Annotated in this window: 21 protein-coding genes and 1 tRNA gene; 21 read left to right on the top strand and 1 reads right to left on the bottom strand. The window is 74.6% G+C overall.

Annotation, left to right across the window (positions count from 1 at the left end; translation table 11 throughout):
* From mraW to pyk, 20 genes are all read left to right on the top strand, one after another.
* A partial coding sequence (mraW, locus tag GC722_RS18585) for a 16S rRNA (cytosine(1402)-N(4))-methyltransferase (protein WP_231747887.1) occupies positions 1 to 193 on the top strand: 193 nt, incomplete at its 5' end.
* The gene (locus GC722_RS14905; protein WP_156611461.1) at positions 190 to 822 is read left to right on the top strand and encodes a hypothetical protein; all 633 of its coding nucleotides are present in this window, start codon (positions 190 to 192) and stop codon (positions 820 to 822) included. The genes mraW and GC722_RS14905, both read left to right, overlap by 4 nt.
* Positions 815 to 2,911, top strand: coding sequence for a peptidoglycan D,D-transpeptidase FtsI family protein (locus GC722_RS14900; RefSeq protein ID WP_331714898.1), 2,097 nt, complete (start codon positions 815 to 817; stop codon positions 2,909 to 2,911). The genes GC722_RS14905 and GC722_RS14900 overlap by 8 nt, the downstream gene beginning before the upstream one ends.
* 58 nt (positions 2,912 to 2,969) lie before the next feature.
* Complete coding sequence (locus tag GC722_RS14895) at positions 2,970 to 4,571, top strand: UDP-N-acetylmuramoyl-L-alanyl-D-glutamate--2,6-diaminopimelate ligase (RefSeq protein ID WP_331714897.1); 1,602 nt, start codon at positions 2,970 to 2,972, stop codon at positions 4,569 to 4,571.
* Positions 4,552 to 6,033 (top strand): UDP-N-acetylmuramoyl-tripeptide--D-alanyl-D-alanine ligase, encoded by a 1,482-nt coding sequence (locus tag GC722_RS14890; RefSeq protein WP_156611458.1) that lies wholly within the window; start codon positions 4,552 to 4,554, stop codon positions 6,031 to 6,033. The genes GC722_RS14895 and GC722_RS14890 overlap by 20 nt, the downstream gene beginning before the upstream one ends.
* Positions 6,030 to 7,100, top strand: a complete 1,071-nt coding sequence (gene mraY / locus GC722_RS14885) for a phospho-N-acetylmuramoyl-pentapeptide-transferase (RefSeq protein ID WP_331714896.1) — start codon at positions 6,030 to 6,032, stop codon at positions 7,098 to 7,100. The genes GC722_RS14890 and mraY overlap by 4 nt, the downstream gene beginning before the upstream one ends.
* Positions 7,101 to 7,185: 85 nt before the next feature.
* Entirely contained in the window at positions 7,186 to 8,673 is a 1,488-nt protein-coding gene (gene murD, locus GC722_RS14880; RefSeq protein WP_331714895.1) for a UDP-N-acetylmuramoyl-L-alanine--D-glutamate ligase, read from the top strand.
* A 2-nt stretch (positions 8,674 to 8,675) separates the two neighbouring features.
* Positions 8,676 to 9,950, top strand: coding sequence for a putative lipid II flippase FtsW (ftsW, locus tag GC722_RS14875; protein WP_331714894.1), 1,275 nt, complete (start codon positions 8,676 to 8,678; stop codon positions 9,948 to 9,950).
* A gap of 64 nt (positions 9,951 to 10,014) precedes the next feature.
* Entirely contained in the window at positions 10,015 to 11,112 is a 1,098-nt protein-coding gene (murG, locus tag GC722_RS14870; RefSeq protein ID WP_156611456.1) for an undecaprenyldiphospho-muramoylpentapeptide beta-N-acetylglucosaminyltransferase, read from the top strand.
* Positions 11,109 to 12,560, top strand: a complete 1,452-nt coding sequence (gene murC, locus GC722_RS14865; RefSeq protein ID WP_331714893.1) for a UDP-N-acetylmuramate--L-alanine ligase — start codon at positions 11,109 to 11,111, stop codon at positions 12,558 to 12,560. Before murG ends, murC begins: the two co-directional genes overlap by 4 nt.
* Entirely contained in the window at positions 12,557 to 13,300 is a 744-nt protein-coding gene (locus tag GC722_RS14860; protein WP_156611454.1) for a cell division protein FtsQ/DivIB, read from the top strand. Before murC ends, GC722_RS14860 begins: the two co-directional genes overlap by 4 nt.
* A gap of 143 nt (positions 13,301 to 13,443) precedes the next feature.
* Complete coding sequence (gene ftsZ / locus GC722_RS14855) at positions 13,444 to 14,652, top strand: cell division protein FtsZ (protein WP_156611451.1); 1,209 nt, start codon at positions 13,444 to 13,446, stop codon at positions 14,650 to 14,652.
* Entirely contained in the window at positions 14,653 to 15,423 is a 771-nt protein-coding gene (locus tag GC722_RS14850; protein ID WP_331714892.1) for a polyphenol oxidase family protein, read from the top strand.
* An 84-nt stretch (positions 15,424 to 15,507) separates the two neighbouring features.
* Complete coding sequence (locus GC722_RS14845) at positions 15,508 to 16,026, top strand: cell division protein SepF (RefSeq protein WP_156611450.1); 519 nt, start codon at positions 15,508 to 15,510, stop codon at positions 16,024 to 16,026.
* A gap of 41 nt (positions 16,027 to 16,067) precedes the next feature.
* Entirely contained in the window at positions 16,068 to 16,361 is a 294-nt protein-coding gene (locus GC722_RS14840) for a YggT family protein (RefSeq protein ID WP_331714891.1), read from the top strand.
* Between the two features lie 117 nt (positions 16,362 to 16,478).
* Complete coding sequence (locus GC722_RS14835) at positions 16,479 to 17,369, top strand: DivIVA domain-containing protein (protein ID WP_156611447.1); 891 nt, start codon at positions 16,479 to 16,481, stop codon at positions 17,367 to 17,369.
* A 120-nt stretch (positions 17,370 to 17,489) separates the two neighbouring features.
* The gene (locus GC722_RS14830; RefSeq protein WP_156611445.1) at positions 17,490 to 17,942 is read left to right on the top strand and encodes a TraR/DksA family transcriptional regulator; all 453 of its coding nucleotides are present in this window, start codon (positions 17,490 to 17,492) and stop codon (positions 17,940 to 17,942) included.
* A gap of 26 nt (positions 17,943 to 17,968) precedes the next feature.
* On the top strand, positions 17,969 to 18,511 hold the full coding sequence (gene lspA, locus GC722_RS14825; RefSeq protein WP_331714890.1) for a signal peptidase II: 543 nt from the start codon (positions 17,969 to 17,971) through the stop codon (positions 18,509 to 18,511).
* Positions 18,508 to 19,428: an RluA family pseudouridine synthase gene (locus tag GC722_RS14820; RefSeq protein WP_331714889.1), complete on the top strand. Its 921-nt coding sequence runs from the start codon at positions 18,508 to 18,510 to the stop codon at positions 19,426 to 19,428. Before lspA ends, GC722_RS14820 begins: the two co-directional genes overlap by 4 nt.
* Positions 19,429 to 19,465: 37 nt before the next feature.
* Positions 19,466 to 20,884, top strand: coding sequence for a pyruvate kinase (gene pyk, locus GC722_RS14815; RefSeq protein ID WP_331714888.1), 1,419 nt, complete (start codon positions 19,466 to 19,468; stop codon positions 20,882 to 20,884).
* Positions 20,885 to 20,983: 99 nt separating this feature from the next.
* Here pyk and GC722_RS14810 read toward each other — a convergent pair.
* Positions 20,984 to 21,057 (bottom strand) — tRNA-Leu (locus tag GC722_RS14810).
* 121 nt (positions 21,058 to 21,178) lie between these two features.
* Between GC722_RS14810 and GC722_RS14805 the strand changes: the two genes are divergently transcribed.
* The gene (locus GC722_RS14805; protein WP_156611444.1) at positions 21,179 to 21,817 is read left to right on the top strand and encodes an ANTAR domain-containing response regulator; all 639 of its coding nucleotides are present in this window, start codon (positions 21,179 to 21,181) and stop codon (positions 21,815 to 21,817) included.
* Positions 21,818 to 22,135: the final 318 nt, after the last annotated feature.

The raw sequence follows: 22,135 nt of genomic DNA, 5'->3' as shown, positions 1-22,135 counted from the left end.
CAAGCAGGTGCTGGCCGCCGCCGCCACCGACACCGCCCCGCCGAACCTGCCGGTGGTGCCCGAGGCGCTGCGTCCCCGGCTGCGGCTGCTGACCCGCGGTGCGGAGAAGCCCGGGCCGGACGAGATCGCCACCAACCCCCGTTCCGCCTCGGCCCGGCTCCGGGCCGCCGAACGCATCAAGGAGGACGCGTGAGCGCGCTGCTGAACGTTCCCGGGCTGCGCCGTCCGGGGCCCGGGCCCCGGTCCGCGCGGCACCTGCGTCCCGTCCCCAGCGCGGTGCCGCGGCTGGCCCGGGTGCCCTTCCTGCTGGTGCTGGCGGCCGTGCTGGGGCTCGGCATGGTGGGTCTGCTGGTGCTCAACACCACGGTGCAGACCAACGCCGTCGAGGTGCGGGCGCTGGAGCAGCAGCTGACGACGCTCTCCTACACCGAGGCCGAGCTGAAGACCCGGCTGGACCAGGCCGAGTCCCCGGCCGACCTCGCCACCAAGGCCTCCGACCTGGGGATGCGCCCGAACCCCTACCCGGCCTTCATCGACCTGGAGACCGGTGAGGTGCTGGGCGACCCCCGGCCGGTGGAGGGCAAGGAGATGACCAGCCTGGTCACCAAGTCCGACGCCCAGGTCGCCCGCGAGCAGGCCGCCGCCGAGCAGCGCGCCGCGGAGGAACGGGCCGCGGAGCAGCGGGAGCGCGAGCGGGAGGCCGAGCGCCGGCGGGCCGAGCAGGAGCAGCGGGCCGAGCAGGAGAAGCAGGACAAGAAGGAGCAGGACGAGAAGGAGCAGGACAAGAAGGAGCAGAAGGAGCAGGAGGAGCAGGGTGACTGAGCGCCGCCCCCACCCCAGCCGACGCCCCCGTCCGGCCCCCGGTCCGCGCTCCGCGGCCTCCGCCCGCCCGGGTCCGGGCGACGGCCGGCGCAGCGCCCGCCCCCAGCCCGAGCAGACCAGGCCCGAGCAGGCCCGGCCAGAGCGGACCAGGCCCGGGCAGGCCCGACCCGAGCAGGCCCGACCCGAGCAGGCCCGGCCCGCACCCCGTCGCCGGCCGGTGCAGGAGAGCCGTCCGGCGCCGCGCCCGGCCGCACGTCGCAGCCCCTCCCCGCAGGCCTCCTCGCGGCAGCGCCCGGTCCAGCAGCGTCCGGCCCCGCGCCGCCCGCCGCGCCCGCCCGCCCCGCCGCGGGAGCCGGTGCGGCTCAAGCTCGGCCGCAGCGCGCTGCGGATCCGGGTGGTGCTGATCGCGATGGCCGTGCTCGTCTCGCTGTGCGCCGGCCGGCTCTTCCAGCTGCAGGCGCTGGACTCCTCGGCCTACGCCCAGTCCGCGGCGGAGAAGATGCAGTACACGATGACGCTGCACCCGTCCCGGGGCACCATCACCGACCGCAACGGTCTGGTGCTGGCGCGCAGCGAGACCGCGGTGGACGTCACCGCCGACCCGACCCACACCACCGAGGACGCCGCCGAGATCGCCGACGTGCTGGTCGCCCACCTGGGCGGGGAGCCGGCGGACTACCTGGAGCCGCTGACCCGCGAGGGCACGCGCTTCGTCTACCTGGCCCGCAAGGTGCCCTCGGCCACCTACCAGCGGCTGGCGGTGGACCTGCAGGAGCGGGGGCTGTACGGGGTGTTCCGCGAGAGCAACCCGATCCGCACCTACCCGGGCGGCACCGTGGCGGCCAACGTGGTCGGCTTCGTCAACGGCGAGAACGAGGGCGCGGCCGGCTTCGAGTACTCGATGAACCGCGAGCTGGCCGGCGTGGAGGGCTCGGAGGTCTACGAGCGCGACGCCCAGGGCAACAAGATCCCGCTGGGCACCCAGGAGATCACCCCCGCGGTGAACGGCACCAGCTACCAGCTCACCATCGACTCCGAGCTGCAGTGGATGGCCGAGCGCCGGCTGGCCCAGGAGGTCGAGAAGGCCGACGCCGCGTCCGGGACCGTGGTGATGATGAACGTCCGCACCGGCGAGGTGCTGGCCATGGCGAACTACCCGAGCTTCGACGCCGCGCAGCCGGGGGAGGCCGACCCCGAGGACCTGGGCAACCGGGCCGTCACCGACGCCCTCGAGCCCGGCAGCGTGCAGAAGGTGCTGACCTTCGCGGCGCTGCTGGACGCCGGCCTGATCACCCCCGAGACCAAGGTCACCATCCCCACCTCGGTCGCCTCCGGCGACGGCAGGATCACCGACGCCGACGACTACACCGGGGCGAGGCTGACCGCCACCGGCGTGCTGGCGAAGTCGGCCAACACCGGCACCGTGATGCTGAGCCGGGACATGTCGAAGGAGGACCTGGCCCGCTACCTGCGCTCGTTCGGGCTGGGCGCCCGGACCGGGATCGAGCTTCCCGGCGAGGCCACCGGCTTCGTCCCCGGGCCGGACATGGAGGACTACACCTTCGACCAGATCTCCTTCGGCCAGGGCCTGTCGGTCACGCCGATCCAGTACACCGCCGCGGTGGCGGGGATCCTCAACGGCGGGGTGTACAACCCGCCCACGGTGATCAGGTCGGCCACCGACAAGGACGGGGAACCGGTCGAGGTGCCGCGGGGGGAGCCGCGCCGGGTGATCTCGCCCGAGGCCTCCACCCAGATCGCGCAGATGATGGAGGCGGTGACGGGCGAGGGTGGCACCGGCGTCTCGGTGCAGCTGGACTCCTACCGCACCGGCGGCAAGACCGCCACCGCCGAGCGCTTCGACTCCGGGTGCAACTGCTACCGCGGCTACACCTCCGGCTACATGGGCTTCGCCCCCGCCGAGGACCCGCAGATCGTCACCTTCGTCCAGATCGACCGGCCCGCCAGCGGCCGCTACGGCTCGGTGGTGGCCGGACCGGTGTACAAGGACCTGACCCAGCTGGCCCTGCAGCGCTACGCGATCCGGCCCTCCACCACCCCCGCCTACGAGGGTCGGCTGACGTGGTGAGCGAAGGCACGGCGTCGCCAGCGGCGTCCGGGGGGCCCGAATCGGTACGGTCGGTGCCGTGCCCGACCCGCTGACCGAGCTCCGCCCAGCCGCCGCCGCACCTCGCCCGGTCGAGGAGCTGGCGGCGGAGCTGGGTGCGGGGCTCCACGTGCTGCGACCCGGCCGCAGCCGGGTCAGCGGTGTGACGCTGGACTCCCGCCAGGTGCGCCCGGGCGACCTGTACGCCGCGCTGCCCGGGCAGCGCACCCACGGCGCCCGCCACGCCGGCGAGGCCGTCGGCCGCGGCGCGGTCGCGCTGCTGACCGACCGGGAGGGCGCCGAGCTGGCGGCCGGGGTCGGGGACGAGGTGGCCCTGCTGGTGGCCGAGGACCCGCGTGCGGCCACCGCCCGGCTGGCCGCCGCCCTCTACCAGCACCCCGCCGAGCGGCTCCGCATGCTGGCGGTCACCGGCACCAACGGCAAGACCACCACCACGGTGCTGCTGGCCGCCGCGCTGCGGGCGACCGGTGCCGTCCCCGCCACCATCGGCACCCTCGGCTTCACGGTGGCCGGGCAGCCGCTGCGCGGACCGCGGACGACGGTCACCACCCCCGAGGCGCCGGACCTGCAGGCCCTGCTGGCCGCGGTGGCCGGGCGCGGCGCGGACGCGGTCGCGATGGAGGTCTCCTCCCACGCGCTGGTGCTGCGGCGGACCGAGCCGGTCGTCTTCGACGTGGCCGGCTTCACCAACCTCGGCCAGGACCACCTGGACTTCCACGCCGACATGGCCGAGTACCTGGCCGCCAAGGCGCAGCTGTTCACCCCCGACCACACCCGCCGCGCCGTGGTCTGCCTGGACTCCCCGGCGGGCGCGGAGATCGTCCGCCGCGCCGGCGCCGCGGGTGTGCCGGTGACCACCACCGGGCTGGCGCCGGGGGCCGACTGGACCGCCGAGGAGGTGCGTCCCGGCCCGGCGGCGACGTCGTTCGTGCTGGTCGGTCCGCGGGGCCGCTGGCCGGTCACCCTGGCCCTGCCCGGCAGCTACAACGTCTCCAACGCCGTGCTGGCGCTGGCCATGCTCGACGCGCTCGGCCTCGACGTGGCGGCCGCTGCCGCCGGGCTGGCCGATGTCGTGGTGCCGGGACGGATGCAGCGGCTGCCGCTGCCCGAGGGCTCGCCCGGCGTGGTGGTCGACTTCGCCCACACCCCGCAGGCGGTGGAGGCCACCCTGGCCGCGCTCCGCGCCGACCTCGACGCCGCCGGGCACCCGGGCCGGCTGGTGGCCGTCTTCGGCTGCGGCGGCGACCGCGACCGGGCCAAGCGGCGCCCGATGGGCGAGGCCGGCGCCCGGCTGGCCGACGTCGTGGTCGTCACCGACGACAACCCCCGCAGCGAGGACCCCGCGGCCATCCGCGCCGAGGTGCTGGCCGGCGCCCGCGCGCTGCCGGTCGCTCGGGCCCGTGAGGTGCACGACGGCGGCGACCGCCGGTCGGCGCTGCGGCTGGCGCTCGACCTGGCCCGTCCCGGTGACGTGGTCGCGGTGCTGGGCAAGGGGCACGAGACGGGTCAGGAGGTCGGCGGCGTGGTCACGCCCTTCGACGACGCGCAGGTGGTGACCGAGCTGGTCCTCGGCACCGTCCAGGCAACGGGAGGTGGCGGTCGTGCGACGACGCAGCGTTGACGAGCTGGCCGAGCAGGTCGGCGGCCGGGTGGTCTGGCCCGAGGGCCGCGAGCCGGCCGACGGCGGCCGGCTCTCCGTCGGGCCCGACGTGGTGACCGACTCCCGCCGGGCCACCCCCGGCGCCCTGTTCGTGGCGCTGCCCGGCGAGCACGCCGACGGCCACGACTACGTGCTCGCCGCCGCGGCCGCCGGGGCGGTGGCCGTGCTGGGCTCGCGACCCACCGAGCTGCCCACCGTCGTCGTCGATGACGTCGCCGCGGGCCTGGGCCGGCTGGGCCGCGCGGTCGTGCTCGGCACCCCGGGCCTGACGGTGGTGGGCATCACCGGGTCCTCGGGCAAGACCTCCACCAAGGACCTGCTCGCGCAGGTGCTGGAGGACGCCGGCCCCTGCGTGTCCCCGCCCAACTCCCTCAACACCGAGGTCGGCGTCCCGCTGACCGCCACCCGGGTCGAGGACGGCACCCGCTACCTGGTCAGCGAGATGGGCGCCCGCGGCATCGGCCACATCCGCTACCTGTGCCAGCTCACCCCGCCCCACGTCGGCGTGGTGCTCAACGTCGGCACCGCCCACCTCGGCGAGTTCGGCGACCGGGACGCGGTGGCCACCGCCAAGGGCGAGCTGGTCGAGTCCCTGCCGGCCTCCGGCTGGGCGGTCCTCAACGCCGACGACCACCGGGTGCTGGGCATGCGGGAGCGGACGTCGGCGCAGATCTCGCTGTTCGCCGTGGACGCCCGCCCGCCGGCCGCCGACCGCCAGGTGTGGGCCGAGCAGGTCGCCCCCGCCGGCGCGGGCCGCTACCGCTTCCTGCTCCGCTGCGCCGACGAGCTGGGGGAGCGCTCCGCCCCGGTGACGCTGGCCGGGCTGGGACGCCACCAGGTGGCCAACGCGGTCGCGGCCGCGGCGGCCGCGCTGGCCGTCGGGGTGGGGCTGGCCGAGGTCGCCGCCTCGCTGAGCGCCGCCGGCCCCCGCTCGCACTGGCGGATGGAGCTCACCGAGCGTCCCGACGGGGTGCTGGTGCTCAACGACGCCTACAACGCCAACCCGGACTCGATGCGCGCCGCCCTGGCCGCCGCCACCGAGCTCGTGACCGAGTCCCGCACGCGCCACCCCGGCGCCCGGCTGGTGGCCGTGCTGGGCGACATGCTGGAGCTGGGTGAGGTGGCGCAGCAGGAGCACCGGGCGCTGGGGGCGCTGGCGGCCGCGGCCGGTGCGGAGCTGGTGGCGATCGGGGCGCACGCCGACGACCTGGCCGCGGGCTTCGCCGAGGGCGCGGATTCGGCGCCGGGCGACGCGGCGGCTACCGTGCTGGGGACCAGGGACGAGGTGGTCGCGCTGCTGACGGGGCGGCTCTCGCCCGGCGACGTGGTCCTGGTCAAGGCATCCCGGGCGTGCGAGCTGCAGACGGTGGCGAGCGCGCTGGCCCGGGGTGGGAGCACGCCCCCGACTGGAGAGAGCACGTGAAGACGATCCTGCTGGCCGGCGGGCTGGCCATGCTGGGCACGCTGCTCGGCACCCGGGTGGCCATCGGGGTCCTCGTCCGCAAGGGCTACGGGCAGTTCATCCGCGACGACGGGCCGACCGCCCACCACACCAAGCGCGGCACCCCCACCATGGGCGGGCTGGTCATCATGGCCGCGGTGGTGCTGGCCTACCTGCTGGCGCACCTGATCACCTGGACGCCGCCGACCGCCTCGGCGCTGCTGCTGCTCTACCTGTTCGTCGGGCTGGGCGTGGTCGGCTTCCTCGACGACTGGATCAAGATCTCCCGGCAGCGTTCGCTGGGGCTGAACAGCAAGGCCAAGCTGATCGGGCAGGGGCTGGTGGCGGTCACCTTCGGGGTCGCCGCCCTGCAGTTCCCCGACGAGCGGGGGCTGACCCCCGCCTCGCAGTTCGTCTCCTTCCTCCGCGACCTGCAGCCGCTGCACCTGGTGCTGCCGCTGGCCGTGGTCTGGTTCATGCTGCTCATCGCCGGCGCCAGCAACGCGGTCAACCTGACCGACGGGCTGGACGGGCTGGCCACCGGGGCCAGCGCGATGGTCTTCGCCGCCTACGCCATCATCAACATCTGGCAGTACAACCAGAGCTGCGCCTACGTGGCCACCGCCAACGCCAAGTGCTACGAGGTCCGCGACCCCTACGACCTGGCCGTGGTGGCGCTGTCGCTGGCCGGGGCCTGCTTCGGCTTCCTGTGGTGGAACGCCTCCCCGGCCAAGATCTTCATGGGCGACTCGGGCTCGCTCTCGCTGGGCGGCGCGCTGGCCGGCATGGCGATCATGACCCGCACCGAGCTGCTGCTCGTGGTGCTGGGCGGGCTCTTCGTCATCATCACCCTCTCGGTGATCCTGCAGGTCGGCTGGTTCAAGCTGACCAAGGGCAGGCGGCTGTTCAAAATGGCGCCGCTGCAGCACCACTTCGAGCTCATCGGCTGGGCCGAGATCACCATCGTGATCCGGTTCTGGATCGTCTGCGGGCTGTGCACCGCCGGCGGGCTGGGGATCTTCTACACCGAGTGGGTGGCGGGCCTGTGAGCGCAGCGAGCACCGGGTTCTGCGCTGCGGGCGCAGCGAGCACCGAGGAGGAGGCCGTGGGGACGGCGGGCACGGGGGAGGACGCGTGAGCGGGCTGGACTGGATCGCCGGGGCCGACGGGCGCTCGCCCTGGCCGCAGGCCAGGGTGCTGGTCGCCGGGCTGGGCACCTCGGGGTTCGCCGCCGCGGACGGCCTGCTCGAGTTCGGCGCCCGGGTGCAGGTGGTGGACGAGTCCGACTCGGGCGTCAACGCCGAGCGGGGCACCCTGCTGGAGACGCTGGAGGCCGACGTCCGGCTCGGCCCGGGCAGCACCGCCACGCTGCCCGATGACGTCGACCTGGTGGTCACCTCGCCCGGCTGGCGGCCCTCCACGCCGCTGCTGCGGCAGGCCGCCGAGCGCGGCATCCCGGTCTGGGGCGAGGTCGAGCTGGCCTGGCGGCTGAGCCGGCCGGCGAAGCAGGTCCCGTGGCTGGCCGTCACCGGCACCAACGGCAAGACGACCACCGTGCAGATGCTGGAGTCCATGCTCAGCGCCGCCGGGCTGCGGACCGGCGCCTTCGGCAACGTCGGCCGTCCCGTGATGGAGGCCGTGCTCGACCCCGAGCCCTACGACGTGATCGCCGTCGAGCTGTCCAGCTTCCAGCTGCACTGGTCGAGCACGCTGCAGATGCACTCCGCCGCGGTGCTCAACCTGCAGCCCGACCACCTGGAGTGGTACGCCGACGCGGGCGCCCCGGGGAGCACCGGGCCCGACCCGATGGCCGCCTACGCCGCCGACAAGGCGCTGATCTACGAGCGGGTCACCCACTCCTGCGTCTACAACGTGGCCGACCCCGCAACCGAGCGGATGGTGGAGGAGGCCGACGTCACCGAGGGGGCGCGGGCCATCGGCTTCACCCTCGGCGTGCCGGCGCCGTCGATGCTGGGGGTGGTGGACGACCTGCTGGTCGACCGCGCCTTCATCGAGCAGCGGCGCGACTCCGCCCTCGAGCTGGCCCGGGTCGAGGACGTCCAGCCGCTGGCTCCGCACAACGTGGCCAACGCGCTGGCCGCCGCCGCGCTGGCCCGCTCCTTCGGCGTCCCGGCCACCGCGGTCCGCGACGGGCTGCGCTCGCTGCGGCTGGAGGGGCACCGCATCCAGACCGTGGCCGAGCGCTCGGGGGTGCGCTGGGTCGACGACTCCAAGGCCACCAACCCGCACGCCGCCGAGGCCAGCCTGGCCGCCTTCGATCCGGTGGTCTGGGTGGCCGGCGGACAGGCCAAGGGCACCACCTTCGACGACCTGGTCCGGCGGCACCGCGACCGGCTGCGCGGGGTCGTGCTGATGGGGGTGGACCGCGCGGTCATCGCCGCCGCGCTGGCCCGACACGCACCCGATGTGCCGGTGATCGAGGTGGCGACGCCGCACACTGGGGCCATGCAGGAGGTGGTCGGGGCAGCCGCGCAGCTGGCCCGACCCGGCGACACCGTGCTGCTGGCCCCCGGGTGCGCGAGCTTCGACATGTTCGCCGGCTACGCCGCCCGCGGCGACGCCTTCGCCGAGGCCGTCGGTCGACTCGACGCGGAGGAGTGAGCGTGGCGATCCTGTCCTCACCGTCGTCCCGGTCACCCGCACCGCCGCCCGCGCCGGGGCGGGGGAGCGGCTCGCTGGCCTCCATCCGGCAGGCCCTGGCGCACCCGATGGCGAGCTACTGGCTGATCCTGGTCTCCTCCGGCCTGCTGCTGGTGCTGGGCACGATGATGGTGCTGTCGGCCTCCAGCGTCCTCGGCCTGGCGGACTACGACGACCCCTACTTCTTCGTCAAGCGCCAGGTGGCCTTCCTCGGCCTCGGCCTGGTCGGCGCCTGGGTGCTCTCGCGGCGCCCGCTGGCCTGGCTGCGGGTGCTGGCCTGGGTGGTCTGGTTCCTGGCGGTGGTCCTGCTGCTGCTGCTGTTCACCCCGCTCGGCGTCGAGGTGAACGGCAACACCAACTGGGTCGCCATCCCGGGCCTGGACTTCTTCAACATCCAGCCCTCGGAGCTGGCCAAGCTGGCGATCGTGCTGTGGGGTGCGGACGTGCTGGCGCGCAAGGAGCCGCTGCTCGACCAGCCGCGGCACCTGCTGGTGCCCTTCCTGCCCATGGTCGGCGTGCTGGTCGGGCTGACCCTGCTCGGCGGCGACCTCGGCACCGCGGTGGTGATGGCCGCCATCGTCTTCGGCATCCTGTGGATGGTCGGCACGCCGGTGCGGGTGCTGGTCGTGCTGGGTCTGGCCGCGGCCGCGGGGGCGGCGGCGATGGTGGTCAGCAGCCCCAACCGGGTCCGCCGCTTCGTCAGCTTCCTCAACCCCTCGGTCGACACCGAGGGGGTGGCCATGCAGCCCACGCTCGGCGTCTGGGCGCTGGCCTCCGGCGGCTGGTGGGGGCTGGGCCTGGGGGCGTCCCGGCAGAAGTTCGGCGGTCTGGTCGAGGCCCACACCGACTTCGTCTTCGCCATCATCGGCGAGGAGCTGGGCCTGGTGGGCACGCTCACCGTGCTGGCGCTGTTCAGCGTACTGGGCTACGCCGGGCTGCGGGTCGCGCTGCGCTCGGACTCCACCTTCTGCTCGATGCTGGCCGCCGGGATCACGGCGTGGTTCCTCAGCCAGGCGCTGATCAACCTGGCCGTGGTGCTGCGGCTGCTGCCGGTGATGGGCGTCCCGCTGCCGTTCGTCTCCTACGGCGGGGCGTCGATGCTGACCAACCTGGCCGCCCTCGGCCTGCTGCTGGCGTGCGCCCGCCACGAGCCGGCGGCCCGCCGGCTGCTGGCCCGCCAGCGCCGCGGTGACCCGCGCCCGCGGATGACGGCCGTGATCGGCAGCCGGCGCCGGTGAGCGCGTCCGCGCCACCACCCAGCGCCCACCAGCGGACGAGCAGGACAGGAACGAGGCAGCACCGATGACGCACGTGGTTCTCGCCGGCGGGGGGTCCGCCGGGCACACCTCCCCGTTGATCGCCACCGCGCAGGCCCTGCGCGAGCTCGACCCGGCCGGCGCCGTGTCGGCCGTGGGGACCGCCCGCGGGTTGGAGACCACCGTGGTGCCGGCCGCCGGGATCGAGCTGGACCTGGTCCCGCCGGTGCCGATGCCGCGCCGGCCCACCCCGGACCTGCTGCGGGTGCCGCACCGGCTGGCCGCCGCGGTCGGCGCCGCCGCCCAGGTGCTGCGGGAGCGCCGCGCCGACGTGGTGGTGGGCTTCGGGGGCTACGTCTCGATGCCGGTCTACCTGGCCGCGCGACGGCTGCGGACCCCCGTCGTGGTGCACGAGGGCAACGCCGTGCCGGGGCTGGCCAACCGGGTCGCCAGCCGGTTCGCCGCCGCCGTGCTCACCGCCTTCCCCGACACCCCGCTGCGCGGGGCCGAGTACGTCGGCATGCCCGTGCGCCGGGCCATCTCCGGGCTGGACCGGGCCGCCGGCCGGGCCGCCGCGCGGGCGCTGTTCGACCTGCCGGCCGAGGGACCGGTGCTGCTGGTCAGCGGCGGGTCCCAGGGGGCCCGCAGCATCAACACGGCCGTGGCGGACGCCCTCGGCGACCTGCTCGAGCGCGGGGTCTCGGTGCTGCACGTGCTCGGCCGGGCCAACATGAGCGCCGACGTCGTCGCCGTGGACGCCCCCGGCGGGGCCCGGTACCGGCCGGTGGCCTACGTGGAGGCGATGGAGCAGGCCTACGCCGCCGCCGACCTGATGCTGGGCCGCTCCGGCGCCGGCACCGTGGTGGAGACCGCGATGGTCGGGCTGCCCGGGGTGTTCGTGCCGCTGCCCCACGGCAACGGCGAGCAGGAGCGCAACGCCGACGCCCTGGTGGCCGCCGGCGCGGTGCAGGTGGTGCGCGACGCCGAGCTCACCCCGCGGCGGCTGCTGGACCAGGTGGTGCCGCTGGTGCGCGACCCCGACCGGTTGGCGGCGATGGCCGCCCGCGGCCGCGACCTGGTGCCCCGGGACGCGGCCGACCGCGTCGCCGAGCGGGTCCTGCAGCTCGCGGCGGGGCGTCGGTGACGGCCGCGCCGCCGCCCGGCCGGCTGGTCGAGCCGGTGCCGCTGGTGCCGGTCGACGAGCTCGGCGACGTCCACTTCGTCGCCGTGGGCGGGGCGGGGATGAGCGGGATCGCCGCCCTCTACGCCGACCTCGGCGTCCGGGTCAGCGGCAGCGACCGCGCCGACTCCGCCACCCTGGCCGCGCTGGCCGCCCGGGGGGTGCGGGTGCACGTGGGCCACCGCGCCGAGCAGCTCGGGCAGGCCTCCACCGTGGTGGTCTCCACCGCCGTGGCCGAGGACAACCCCGAGCTGGTGGAGGCCCGCCGCCGGGGGCTGCGGGTGTGGCACCGCAGCGCCGCGCTGGGTGCGCTGATGCTCGGCCGCCGGGGGATCGCCGTGGCCGGCACCGCCGGCAAGACCACCACCTCGGCGATGGTGGCCACCGCGCTGGTCGAGGCCGGCCGCGACCCCGGCTACGTGGTCGGCGCCCCGCTGCTGGCCAGCGGCGCCAGCTCCGCGCTGGGCAGCGGCGAGCTGGTGGTGGTCGAGGCCGACGAGAGCGACGGCTCCTTCCTGCAGTACCCGGCCGAGGTCGTCGTGGTGACCAACGTGGAGGCCGACCACCTCGACAACTGGGGGACCCCGCAGGCCTACGCCGAGGGCTTCCGCCGGCTGGCCACCGCCCCGCAGGTCCGCGCCGTCGTGCTGTGCGCCGACGACCCCGGGGCCGCCCGACTGGCCCAGCAGGTCTCCGAGCTGGGCGACGAGGGCCCCGAGCTGGTGCTCTACGGCGAGTCCCCGCTGGCCGACCTGGTGGTCGCCGACGTCGGCGTCGGCCCGGACGGGACGACCGCGACGCTGCGGTGGCGGGGGACCGAGGAGGGCCGGCTGCGGCTCGCGCTGCCCGGCCGGCACAACGCCCTGAACGCGGCCGCCGCCTACGCGGTGGCCCGGCTGGTCGGGGTGGAGCACGAGCGCGCCCTCGCCGGCGTCGCCGCCTTCGGGGGCACCTCCCGGCGCTTCGAGCGCCGCGGCGAGGTCGGCGGCGTGGTGGTCGTGGACGACTACGCCCACCACCCGACCAAGGTGCGGGCGGCGCTGGCCTCCGCCCGGGCCGCCGCCGGCGGAGGACGCGTGGTGGTCTGCTTCCAGCCCCACCTGTACAGCCGCACCCGCGACTTCGCCGACGAGTTCGGCGACGCGCTCGCGCTGGCCGACGAGGTGGTGCTGATGGAGGTCTACGCCGCCCGCGAGGCGCCGCTGCCCGGGGTCACGTCGGAGCTGGTGGCGCGCGCCTGCGCCGCCCGGCTGGGCGAGCAGCACGTGCGGCTGGTGACCGGGCGCGAGCAGGTCGTCCCCACCCTGGCGGGGCTGGCCCGGCCCGGCGACCTGGTGATGACCGTGGGCGCCGGCGACGTCACCGAGGTGGCGGGTGAGCTGCTGACCGCGCTGGCGCAGGAGCCGCGGTGAGCGCCCGCCGCGGCTCGATCACCGACGCCCGCCCGGCGCTGCGGCAGCGGCAGCGCCGGCTGCGGCGGCGCCGGCTGCTGCCGGTGCTGGTGCTGCTGCTCGTGCTGGGCCTGGCCGGGGCCGGCACCTGGCTGGTCGGCTGGTCCTCGGTGCTGGCGCTGACCCGGGTGGAGGTGACGGGCACCTCGGTGCTGACCGCCGAGCAGGTCGTCGCGGCGGCCGACGCGCCCGTGGGACGTCCGCTGGCGCGGGTGGACACCGACGCCGTGGCCGCGCGGGTGGCCGGGCTGGCCCCGGTGCGTGAGGTCGAGGTGTCGCGCGGCTGGCCGTCCACGCTGCGGGTGGAGGTCACCGAGCGCACCCCCGTGCTGGCCACCGGGAGCGGCCGCCAGCTCACCCTCGTCGACGCCGAGGGGGTGGGCTACACCACGGTGGCCGAGCTCCCCGAGGGCGTCGTCCGCGCCACCCTCGCCGAGGAGGTGCCGGCGGAGGACCGCCACGAGCTGCTGGTCGACCTGGCCACCGTCGTGCGGGCGCTGCCGGCGCCGCTGCTGGAGCAGGTGGAGCGGGTGGGCACGGCCTCGGCCGACACCATCGAGCTGCACCTCGCCGAGGACCGTGTGGTGGAGTGGGGCAGCGCCGACGACTCCGCCCTCAAGGCCGAGGTCGCCGTGGTGCTGCTGGAGCAGGAGGGCGAGGTCTACAACGTCACCGTGCCCTCGCACCCCACCGTCCGGTGACGGCCCGGCGTGGTCGAACCCTGACCCTGAACCTCACCTTGAGACCTTCTCCGCGCGTCGTCGGGCACTGTTTGGACTCCCCCCGAGGGCTCTCATAGCCTGACGGGACGCCTGTCGTGCCCACCAGAAAGAGGCAGCGCCTGATGTCGAACCCTTCTCAGAACTACCTGGCGATCATCAAGGTCGTCGGTGTGGGCGGAGGCGGCGTGAACGCCGTGAACCGGATGATCGAGGCCGGGTTGCGGGGCGTGGAGTTCATCGCGGTCAACACCGACGCCCAGGCGATGCTGATGAGCGACGCCGACGTGAAGGTCGACATCGGCCGCGACCTGACCCGCGGCCTCGGCGCCGGCGCCGACCCGGACAAGGGCCGCCAGGCCGCCGAGGACAACGCCGAGGAGCTGGAGAACACCCTCAAGGGCGCCGACATGGTGTTCGTCACCGCCGGTGAGGGCGGTGGCACCGGCACCGGCGCCGCCCCCGTGGTGGCGCGCATCGCCCGGGCGCTGGGCGCGCTGACCATCGGCGTGGTCACCCGCCCCTTCGGCTTCGAGGGCCGCCGCCGGGCGACCCAGGCCGACGAGGGCATCGCCCGCCTCCGCGAGGAGGTCGACACCCTCATCGTCATCCCCAACGACAAGCTGCTGCAGATGACCGACCACCACGTCGCGATCCTGGACGCCTTCAAGCAGGCCGACCAGGTGCTGATGCAGGGTGTCTCGGGCATCACCGACCTCATCACCACGCCCGGTCTGATCAACCTCGACTTCGCCGACGTGAAGTCGGTGATGTCCAACGCCGGCTCGGCGCTGATGGGCATCGGCCAGGCCCGGGGCGAGGACCGCGCCCGGGTGGCCGCCGAGGCCGCCGTGTCCTCCCCGCTGCTGGAGGCCAGCATCGACGGCGCCCACGGCGTGCTGCTGTCCATCGCCGGCGGCTCCGACCTGGGACTGTTCGAGGTGTCGGCCGCGGCGAACCTGATCGAGGCCGCCGCCCACGACGAGGCGAACATCATCTTCGGCACCGTGATCGACGACGCCCTGGGCGACGAGGTCAAGGTCACCGTGATCGCCGCCGGCTTCGAGGGCGGCACCCCGCCCCGGCGCCAGCAGGGCATCACCACCCGCAGCGCCGACCTGCGGCCCACGCCGCAGGTGCCGGTGAACCGGCCGGCCCAGCAGCCGGCCGCCAGCCCGGCCTCCGGCAGCCGTCCCGGCGTGTCGGCCGCGGTCCCGGCCGCGCCGCAGCCGGCCCCCGCCCCCGAGCGCACCGCACCTCCCGCGCCCCAGCCGCGGCCGTCCGCGCCGCCGGCCGCCGACGACGACCTGGACGTCCCCGACTTCCTCAAGTGAGTGCTCCGCTTCACTGACTCCGTCGACGGCGTCCGGGTCGCCTTCACCGACCGCCACGGGGGAGTGACCCCGGGCCCGAGGGGCAGTCTGGACCTGGGCCGGACGGACCTCGACCCCGACGGGGCGCGCGAGAACTTCACCCGGCTGCGCCGCACCCTGGGCCTGGACCGGGTGGTGGCCATGCACCAGGTGCACTCGGCCCGGGTGCACGAGGTCGACCTGGCCACCGCCCGCCGCTGGCCCGAGCACGGCCACCTCGGCGACTCCGTCCCCGGGCAGCCGCCGCTGCCGGTGGCCGACGCGCTGGTCGCCGGGGACCTCCGCGAGGCCGGCCGCGTCGCGCTCTGCGTCCGGGTGGCCGACTGCCTGCCGGTGCTGCTGGCCGACCCCGCCGCCCGGGTGGTGGCCGCCGTGCACGCGGGTCGCGTCGGGCTGCTGGCCGGGGTGCTGCCGCGGGCGCTGGAGGCGCTGCGCCGGCGCGGCGCCACCGCGGTCCGGGCCTGGATCGGGCCGCACGTCTGCGGGCGGTGCTACGAGGTGCCCGAGCCGATGCAGCAGGAGGCGGCCGCCACCCACCCCGCCGCCGTGGCCCGGACGTCCTGGGGCACCCCCTCGCTCGACCTGGGCGCCGCCGCCGAGCAGGAGCTCGGCACCCTCGGCGTCGACGTCACCCGGGTCGGCGGGTGCACCCGCACCGACCCCGACCTGCACAGCCACCGCCGCGACGGCGAGGCGTCCGGCCGGCTGGCCGGACTCGTCTGGCTGGAGTGAGCGTGTCGGCGTGTGCCGACGGGGTCGACGGGGCCCGAGGCGCTAGGCTCGACCGCGCAGCTCCAGGACACGAAAGGCAGGGCCATGGCAGGGCGGATGATGCGTGCGGCGGAGTGGTTGGGGTTCGTCTCGAACGACCGCTACGCCGACGACCGGTGGGACGACGAGGCCGACCAGGAGCTCACCGAGGACGTGCCGGCCGCCCCGGCGGCCCGGACGCCCGCCACCAAGGAGCCGGCCCGGGTGACCGACCTCTCCACCCGGCTCCCCAGCCGTCCCGAGCCCGCGGCCACCGCCGCGAGGACCCCCGCTTCCCGTGAGGCCGACGTGACCCGGATCATCACCGTGCACCCCCGCACCTACAACGAGGCCCGCACCATCGGCGAGCACTTCCGCGACGGGGTCCCGGTCATCATGAACCTGTCCGAGATGGAGGACGTCGACGCCAAGCGCCTGGTCGACTTCGCCGCTGGGCTGATCTTTGGGCTGCGTGGCAGCATTGAACGCGTCACCAGCAAGGTGTTCCTGCTGTCCCCGCCGAACGTGCACGTCACGGCCGAGGACAAGGAGCGCATCGTCGGCGGGTTCTACAACCAGAGCTGACGCGGACCCCGGGCCCGCCCGGGGAGGAAGAGGTCGCCCCCGTGGTCCTGCTCGGTCTCGTCATCAGCTGGGTGCTCGGCATCTACTCGATCATCCTGCTGGCCCGGCTGGTGCTCAGCTGGGTCCCCATGTTCAGCCCGCAGTGGTCGCCCAAGGGCCCGGTGCTCGTGGTCGCGGAGGCGGTCTACACCCTCACCGACCCGCCGCTGCGCTTCCTGCGCCGTTTCATCCCGCCGCTGCGCATCGGGCAGGTCGCGCTCGACCTCTCCTTCATCGTGCTGTGGCTCTGCGTGCTGCTGCTCACCCGGCTGAACGCCGCCCTGCTGCTCAGCTGAGCCGGGCGTGCACAGCCGTCGCCGGTTGGGTAAGGTCGCACGGAGCCGGGCTCCCCGAGGTCCGCGCCGAGACTTCCCGTGCCGGTAGCCGCCGCACACCGATTTCCGAGGTGAGAGATGACCCTGACGCTGGACGAAGTCCGCAACACCAAGTTCCACATGGCACGCCGTGCCGGCTACGAGGTGACGGACGTCGATCTCTTCGTCGACCGAGTCGAGGCCTCCTTCGCGCAGCTGGTCGAGGAGAACCAGATGCTGAAGCGGCAGATCGAGGCGCTGAAGGCCTCCCAGGGCGACAGCCCCGTCTCCACCGAGGAGGACGGCTCCGACGACACGATCCGCCAGCCGGCTCCCGCCGCCGTCCAGCCCGAGGCCGCCGCCCCGCAGGTCGCCACCGCGGCCGCCGGCGAGGGCGCTGAGCGCATCGTGGTGACCACCGGCGCCGAGGCCAGCCCCGCCGTCGTCCGGCTGGTGCAGCTGGCCACCGAGCAGGCCGAGAGCCTGCTGGGGGAGGCCCAGGCCGAGGCCCGACGGACCCGCGAGGACGCCCAGAACGAGGCGAAGCAGACCGTCGACCAGGCCCGCCGCGAGGCCCACGAGATCACCACCGACGCCCGCACCAAGGCCGAGCGGGTCGAGTCCGAGGCCCGGGTGAACGCCGAGCGCGTCCGCAACGAGGCCGCGGCCAAGGCCAGCGACGTCGAGCGCGAGGCCGCCGAGCGCCGCACCGCCCTCTTCACCGAGCTCGAGCAGGAGCGCGACACCCTCAAGGCGTCGGTGCGGGAGCTGCGCGAGTTCGAGGCCGAGTACCGCCGCACCTTCACCCAGCAGCTGCAGGAGCAGCTGGACCGGGTGACGGGCAGCACCGCCGAGCCGTCCGGCTCGCCCGTCCTGCTCGACGAGGACGCCGACGACGACGCCGAGGACGAGTCCCCGGCCGGTCGCCGCGGGCACGAGCAGCCCAGCAGCACCCCCCGGCTGGACGCCCTCATCCGCGACAACTCCTGAGCTCCCCGCACCACCCCGGAACTCCTGCAGGGCCCCGCTTGTGCGGGGCCCTGTGTCGTGTACGCTTCCCCGGACTTCCTCCCCGCTGGCGGGGTCGGGGACCTGACCAGGAGGCTTTCCATGAGCTCGGCCAAGCACGGGGCGACGGCGGACGACATCAGCTGGCGGGCGTCCGTGGACCCCGGTTCGCTGCCCTACCGCGAGGGCGAGGAGCCCTGGAGCCGCGAAGAGGTCGACGAGGTGATCGACGAGCTGCTGGCCGACATCGCCAAGCAGCAGACCGCGATCGCCGTCGCCGAGCGGGAGCTGGCGGACCTGCGTGACGGCACCGACGGGGCGGGTCGCGACCCGGCCGACGTCGGGTCCAGCAACTTCGAGCGCGACCAGGAGATGTCGCTGGTGCACAGCGCCCGCGAGATGCTCGAGCAGAGCCTCTCCGCGCTGCGCGCCATCCGCACCGGCCACTACGGCTCCTGCGAGAACTGCGGGCAGCCGATCGGCAAGGGACGGCTGCAGGTGTTCCCCCGGGCGAACCTGTGCGTCACCTGCAAGCAGCGCGAGGAGCGGCGCTGACCTCTCCAGCCGCGCCCGAGGACGCCGTGAGCCAGTCCCCGCCGCCGCGGCACCGGATCGGTGCGGGCGCCGCCCGCCTCCTCTTCGTCGCCACCGTGGTGGTGGGCTACGGCCTCGACCTGCTGACCAAGCAGCTGGTGCTGGCCCGGCTGCGCGAGGGCGAGCCCGAGCGGCTGCTGGGCGGCCTGCTCACCCTGCGGCTCATCTTCAACCCCGGCGCGGCCTTCGGACTGGGGCAGGGGGCGACCATCGTCTTCTCGCTGCTCTCGATCGCGGTCCTGGTCGGTGTGCTGGTCGGCCTGCTGCCGCGGATCCGCCACCGGGGCTGGGCGCTCGCCCTCGGCCTGCTGACCGCCGGCGTGTGCGGGAACCTGACCGACCGGCTGGTCCGCCCGCCCGCCGTGATGCACGGCCACGTGGTCGACTTCCTGCAGATCCCCTACTTCCCGGCCATCTTCAACGTGGCCGACGTCTGCGTCACCGTCGCCGCCTTCTCCATCGCCGCCATCTCGGTGTTCGGCCGCACCACGATGTCCGGTGAGCCCGTCGAGCCGGAGCGGACGCCGTGAACCGGGTGCTGCTGGTCCCCGACGGCCTCGACGGGCAGCGGGTCGACGCCGCCACCGCCCGGATGCTGGGGCTCTCGCGCAACCAGGTGGCCGACCTCATCGCCGCCGGCTCGGTGCTGCTCGACGGCCGCCCGGTGGCCAAGTCCGACCCCGTCGTCGGCGGCGCCATGCTCGAGGTCGAGCTGCCCGACGCCCCGCGCGGGGTCACCGTGGTGCCCCGCACCGTGGCCGGGGTGCGGATCGTGCACGACGACGCCGACGTGGTCGTGGTCGACAAGCCGGTCGGGGTGGCGGCCCACCCCACGCTGGGCTGGGACGGCCCGTCGGTGGTCGAGCACCTGGCCGGCGCCGGGTTCCGGATCTCCACCTCCGGCGCCCCCGAGCGGCAGGGCATCGTGCAGCGGCTCGACGTCGGCACCTCCGGGCTGATGGTGGTGGCCAAGAGCGAGCAGGCCTACACCGTCCTCAAGCGCGCCTTCCGCGAGCGCCGGGTCGAGAAGGTCTACCACGCGCTGGTGCAGGGCCACCCCGACCCGTTCGAGGGCACCGTCGACGCGCCCATCGGCCGCCACCCGGGCAACGACTGGAAGATGGCGGTCGTCGACGGGGGCCGGCACTCGGTCACCCACTACCGCACCCTCGAGGCGAACGCCGCCAGCACGCTGCTCGAGATCCACCTCGAGACCGGCCGCACCCACCAGATCCGGGTGCACATGCAGGCCATCCGCCACCCCTGCGTCGGCGACCCGGTCTACGGCGGCGACCCGGTGCTGGCCGCCCGGCTCGGCCTGGAGCGGCAGTGGCTGCACGCCGTCCGGCTCGGCTTCGTCCACCCCGGCACCGGCGAGCCGGTGGTCTTCGAGTCCGACTACCCCGAGGACCTGCAACGGGCCCTCGATCTCGTCCGCGAGCGCTGAGGTGCTGCCCGGGCACGATGTGAGTAGGGTCGAACCCGTGCGTAGAGCAAAGATCGTGTGCACGCTCGGGCCGGCCACGTCGTCCCCGGAGCGTCTGGAGGAACTGGTCGCCGCGGGCATGGACGTCGCCCGCTTCAACATGAGCCACGGCGACCACCCCGACCACGAGGAGAGGCTCGCCAACGTGCGGGCCGCCGCGGCGGCCGCCGGACGCCCGGTGGGGGTGCTCGCCGACCTGCAGGGCCCCAAGATCCGCCTCGGCCGGTTCGCCGAGGGCCGGGCCCAGCTCGTCGAGGGCGCCACCTTCACCATCACCACCGAGGACGTCGCGGGCGACGTGAGCCGCTGCTCGACCACCTACAAGGGCCTGCCGGGCGACGTCCGCCCCGGCGACCGGATCCTGATCGACGACGGCCGGCTCGCGCTCCGCGCCGAGGAGGTCCGCGGCACCGAGGTCGTCACCACCGTGGTGGTCGGCGGCCCGGTCAGCAACAACAAGGGCATCAACCTGCCCGGGGTCGCGGTCAGCGTCCCCGCGATGAGCGAGAAGGACGTCGACGACCTGCGCTGGGCCCTGCGCAACGGCTTCGACATGGTGGCGCTCTCCTTCGTGCGCAGCGCCGCCGACGCCGAGGCCGTCCGGGCGGTGATGGCCGAGGAGGGCCGCACCGTCCCCATCATCGCCAAGATCGAGAAGCCGCAGGCGGTCGAGAACCTCGACGAGATCATCGACGCCTTCGACGCCTTCATGGTCGCCCGCGGCGACCTCGGGGTGGAGCTCCCGCTCGAGGAGGTGCCGCTGGTCCAGAAGCGGATCGTCAGCGCCGCCCGCCGCTGGGCCAAGCCCGTCATCGTGGCCACCCAGATGCTGGAGTCGATGATCTCCGCGCCGCGGCCGACCCGGGCCGAGGCCTCCGACGTGGCCAACGCCGTGCTCGACGGCGCCGATGCGGTGATGCTCTCCGGTGAGACCAGCGTGGGCGAGTACCCGATCGTCACCGTCGAGACCATGGCGCGCATCGTCGACCAGACCGAGCAGCACGGCCTGGAGCAGATCACCGCCATCAACTGGGACCCGCACACCACCGGCGGCGTGATCGCCAAGGCCGCCGCCGAGGTGGCCGAGCGGATCGGCGCCAAGTACCTGGTGGCCTGCACCCAGTCCGGGGACTCCGCCCGCCGGCTCTCGCGGCTGCGCTCGCCGATCCCCGTGGTGGCGTTCACGCCGGAGCAGCAGACCCAGCAGGTGCTGACGCTGTCGTGGGGGATCCAGACCTACAAGGTCGACACCGTCGGGCACACCGACGAGATGATCCTCATGTGCGAGAACGAGCTCGTCCGCCTGGGTCTGGCCGAGCAGGGGGAGCGGGTCGTCATCGTGGCCGGCACCCCGATGGGCGCCTCCGGCACCACCAACATGATCCGCGTCCGGCGCATCGGCGGACCGCTGAAGTAACCGCAGCGACGACGAGGCCCCCCGGAGCACGCTCCGGGGGGCCTTCTCGTCGTGCTGCGTCCACGTCGCTGCGGCTGGTGGTGGACGCGTCTCGTGCTGTGCCCCGAGTGGGACTCGAACCCACACTGGATGGTTTTTGAGACCACCGCCTCTGCCGATTGGGCTACCGGGGCGAGGCACGGGCATCATACCGAGGTCCGCGCGGCTTCACGGTACGGTTGGTCCCGGCAGTGCGGGCCGAGCGCGGCCCGAGGACGGCAGCGTGGCCCCGAGTAGACAGTGAGGCAACACATCATGGCTGAGAAGAGCGCGGGGCAGGAGTCGGCGAGCAGGCCGCGGGTGCTGGTCGCCGAGGACGAGGCGCTGATCCGGCTGGACCTGGTCGAGCTGCTCACCGAGGAGGGCTACGACGTGGTCGGCGAGGCCGCCGACGGCGAGCAGGCCGTCGCCATGGCCCACGAGCTCGAGCCCGACCTGGTCGTGATGGACGTCCAGATGCCCAAGATGGACGGCATCACGGCCGCCCAGGCCATCGCCGAGGAGCGGCTGGCGCCGGTCGTCATGCTCACCGCCTTCAGCCAGCGCGAGCTCGTCGAGCGCGCCCGCGAGGCCGGCGCGATGGCCTACGTCGTGAAGCCCTTCGAGGCCTCCGACGTGGTGCCCGCGATCGAGATCGCCATCGGCCGCTTCGCCGAGATCAAGGCGATCGAGTCCGAGGTCGCCGACCTCTCCGAGCGGCTCGCCTCCCGCAAGGCCGTCGACCAGGCCAAGGGCCTGCTGCAGACCGGGCTCGGGCTGACCGAGCCGGAGGCCTTCCGCTGGATCCAGAAGACCGCCATGGACCTGCGCAAGTCCATGCGCGAGGTGGCCGAGGGCGTCATCGAGCACGCCAAGACCAACAAGGCGTCGACGATCAAGCGTCCGACCCGCTGAACCTGCCGGCTGCGGGTCCGGGGCGGTCCGCGCCCTGACCGGCGGACCCGGTGTCCCGCCCGGCCGAGCCTCGTCCTCGTTCCTCGGACGAGTTCGGCCAACGCCCGCCACACCCCGACACCGGGTCCGCCGGTCAGGGCGCTCGTGCCGCGTCCACCGGTGGGCCCGCGAGCCGGACGCCCGGGATCTGGGAGGGCTGGGGTTCGGCGGTGACGCCTCGCGTTTCGTCCGTGTGACGGCGTGGTCGATCGCATAACGAAGTCGCAACGAGCGCGGTGCGGGCGGTCACCCCGGGGACACCCGGGCGTAGTGTTCGGC

This window comes from Auraticoccus cholistanensis (assembly GCF_009742705.1).
Lineage (GTDB): Bacteria > Actinomycetota > Actinomycetes > Propionibacteriales > Propionibacteriaceae > Auraticoccus > Auraticoccus cholistanensis.
The sequence above is the reverse complement of the archived record's forward strand: the minus strand, read 5'-3'. Positions and strand labels throughout refer to the sequence as shown.

Bases quoted from the DNA above. Each gene is read 5' to 3' on its own strand.
- murG (WP_156611456.1), top strand. From the start codon at position 10,015: ATGACGCACGTGGTTCTCGCCGGCGGGGGGTCCGCCGGGCACACCTCC.
- ftsZ (WP_156611451.1), top strand. From the start codon at position 13,444: ATGTCGAACCCTTCTCAGAACTACCTGGCGATCATCAAGGTCGTCGGT.
- GC722_RS14845 (WP_156611450.1), top strand. From the start codon at position 15,508: ATGGCAGGGCGGATGATGCGTGCGGCGGAGTGGTTGGGGTTCGTCTCG.
- GC722_RS14835 (WP_156611447.1), top strand. From the start codon at position 16,479: ATGACCCTGACGCTGGACGAAGTCCGCAACACCAAGTTCCACATGGCA.
- GC722_RS14830 (WP_156611445.1), top strand. From the start codon at position 17,490: ATGAGCTCGGCCAAGCACGGGGCGACGGCGGACGACATCAGCTGGCGG.
- GC722_RS14805 (WP_156611444.1), top strand. From the start codon at position 21,179: ATGGCTGAGAAGAGCGCGGGGCAGGAGTCGGCGAGCAGGCCGCGGGTG.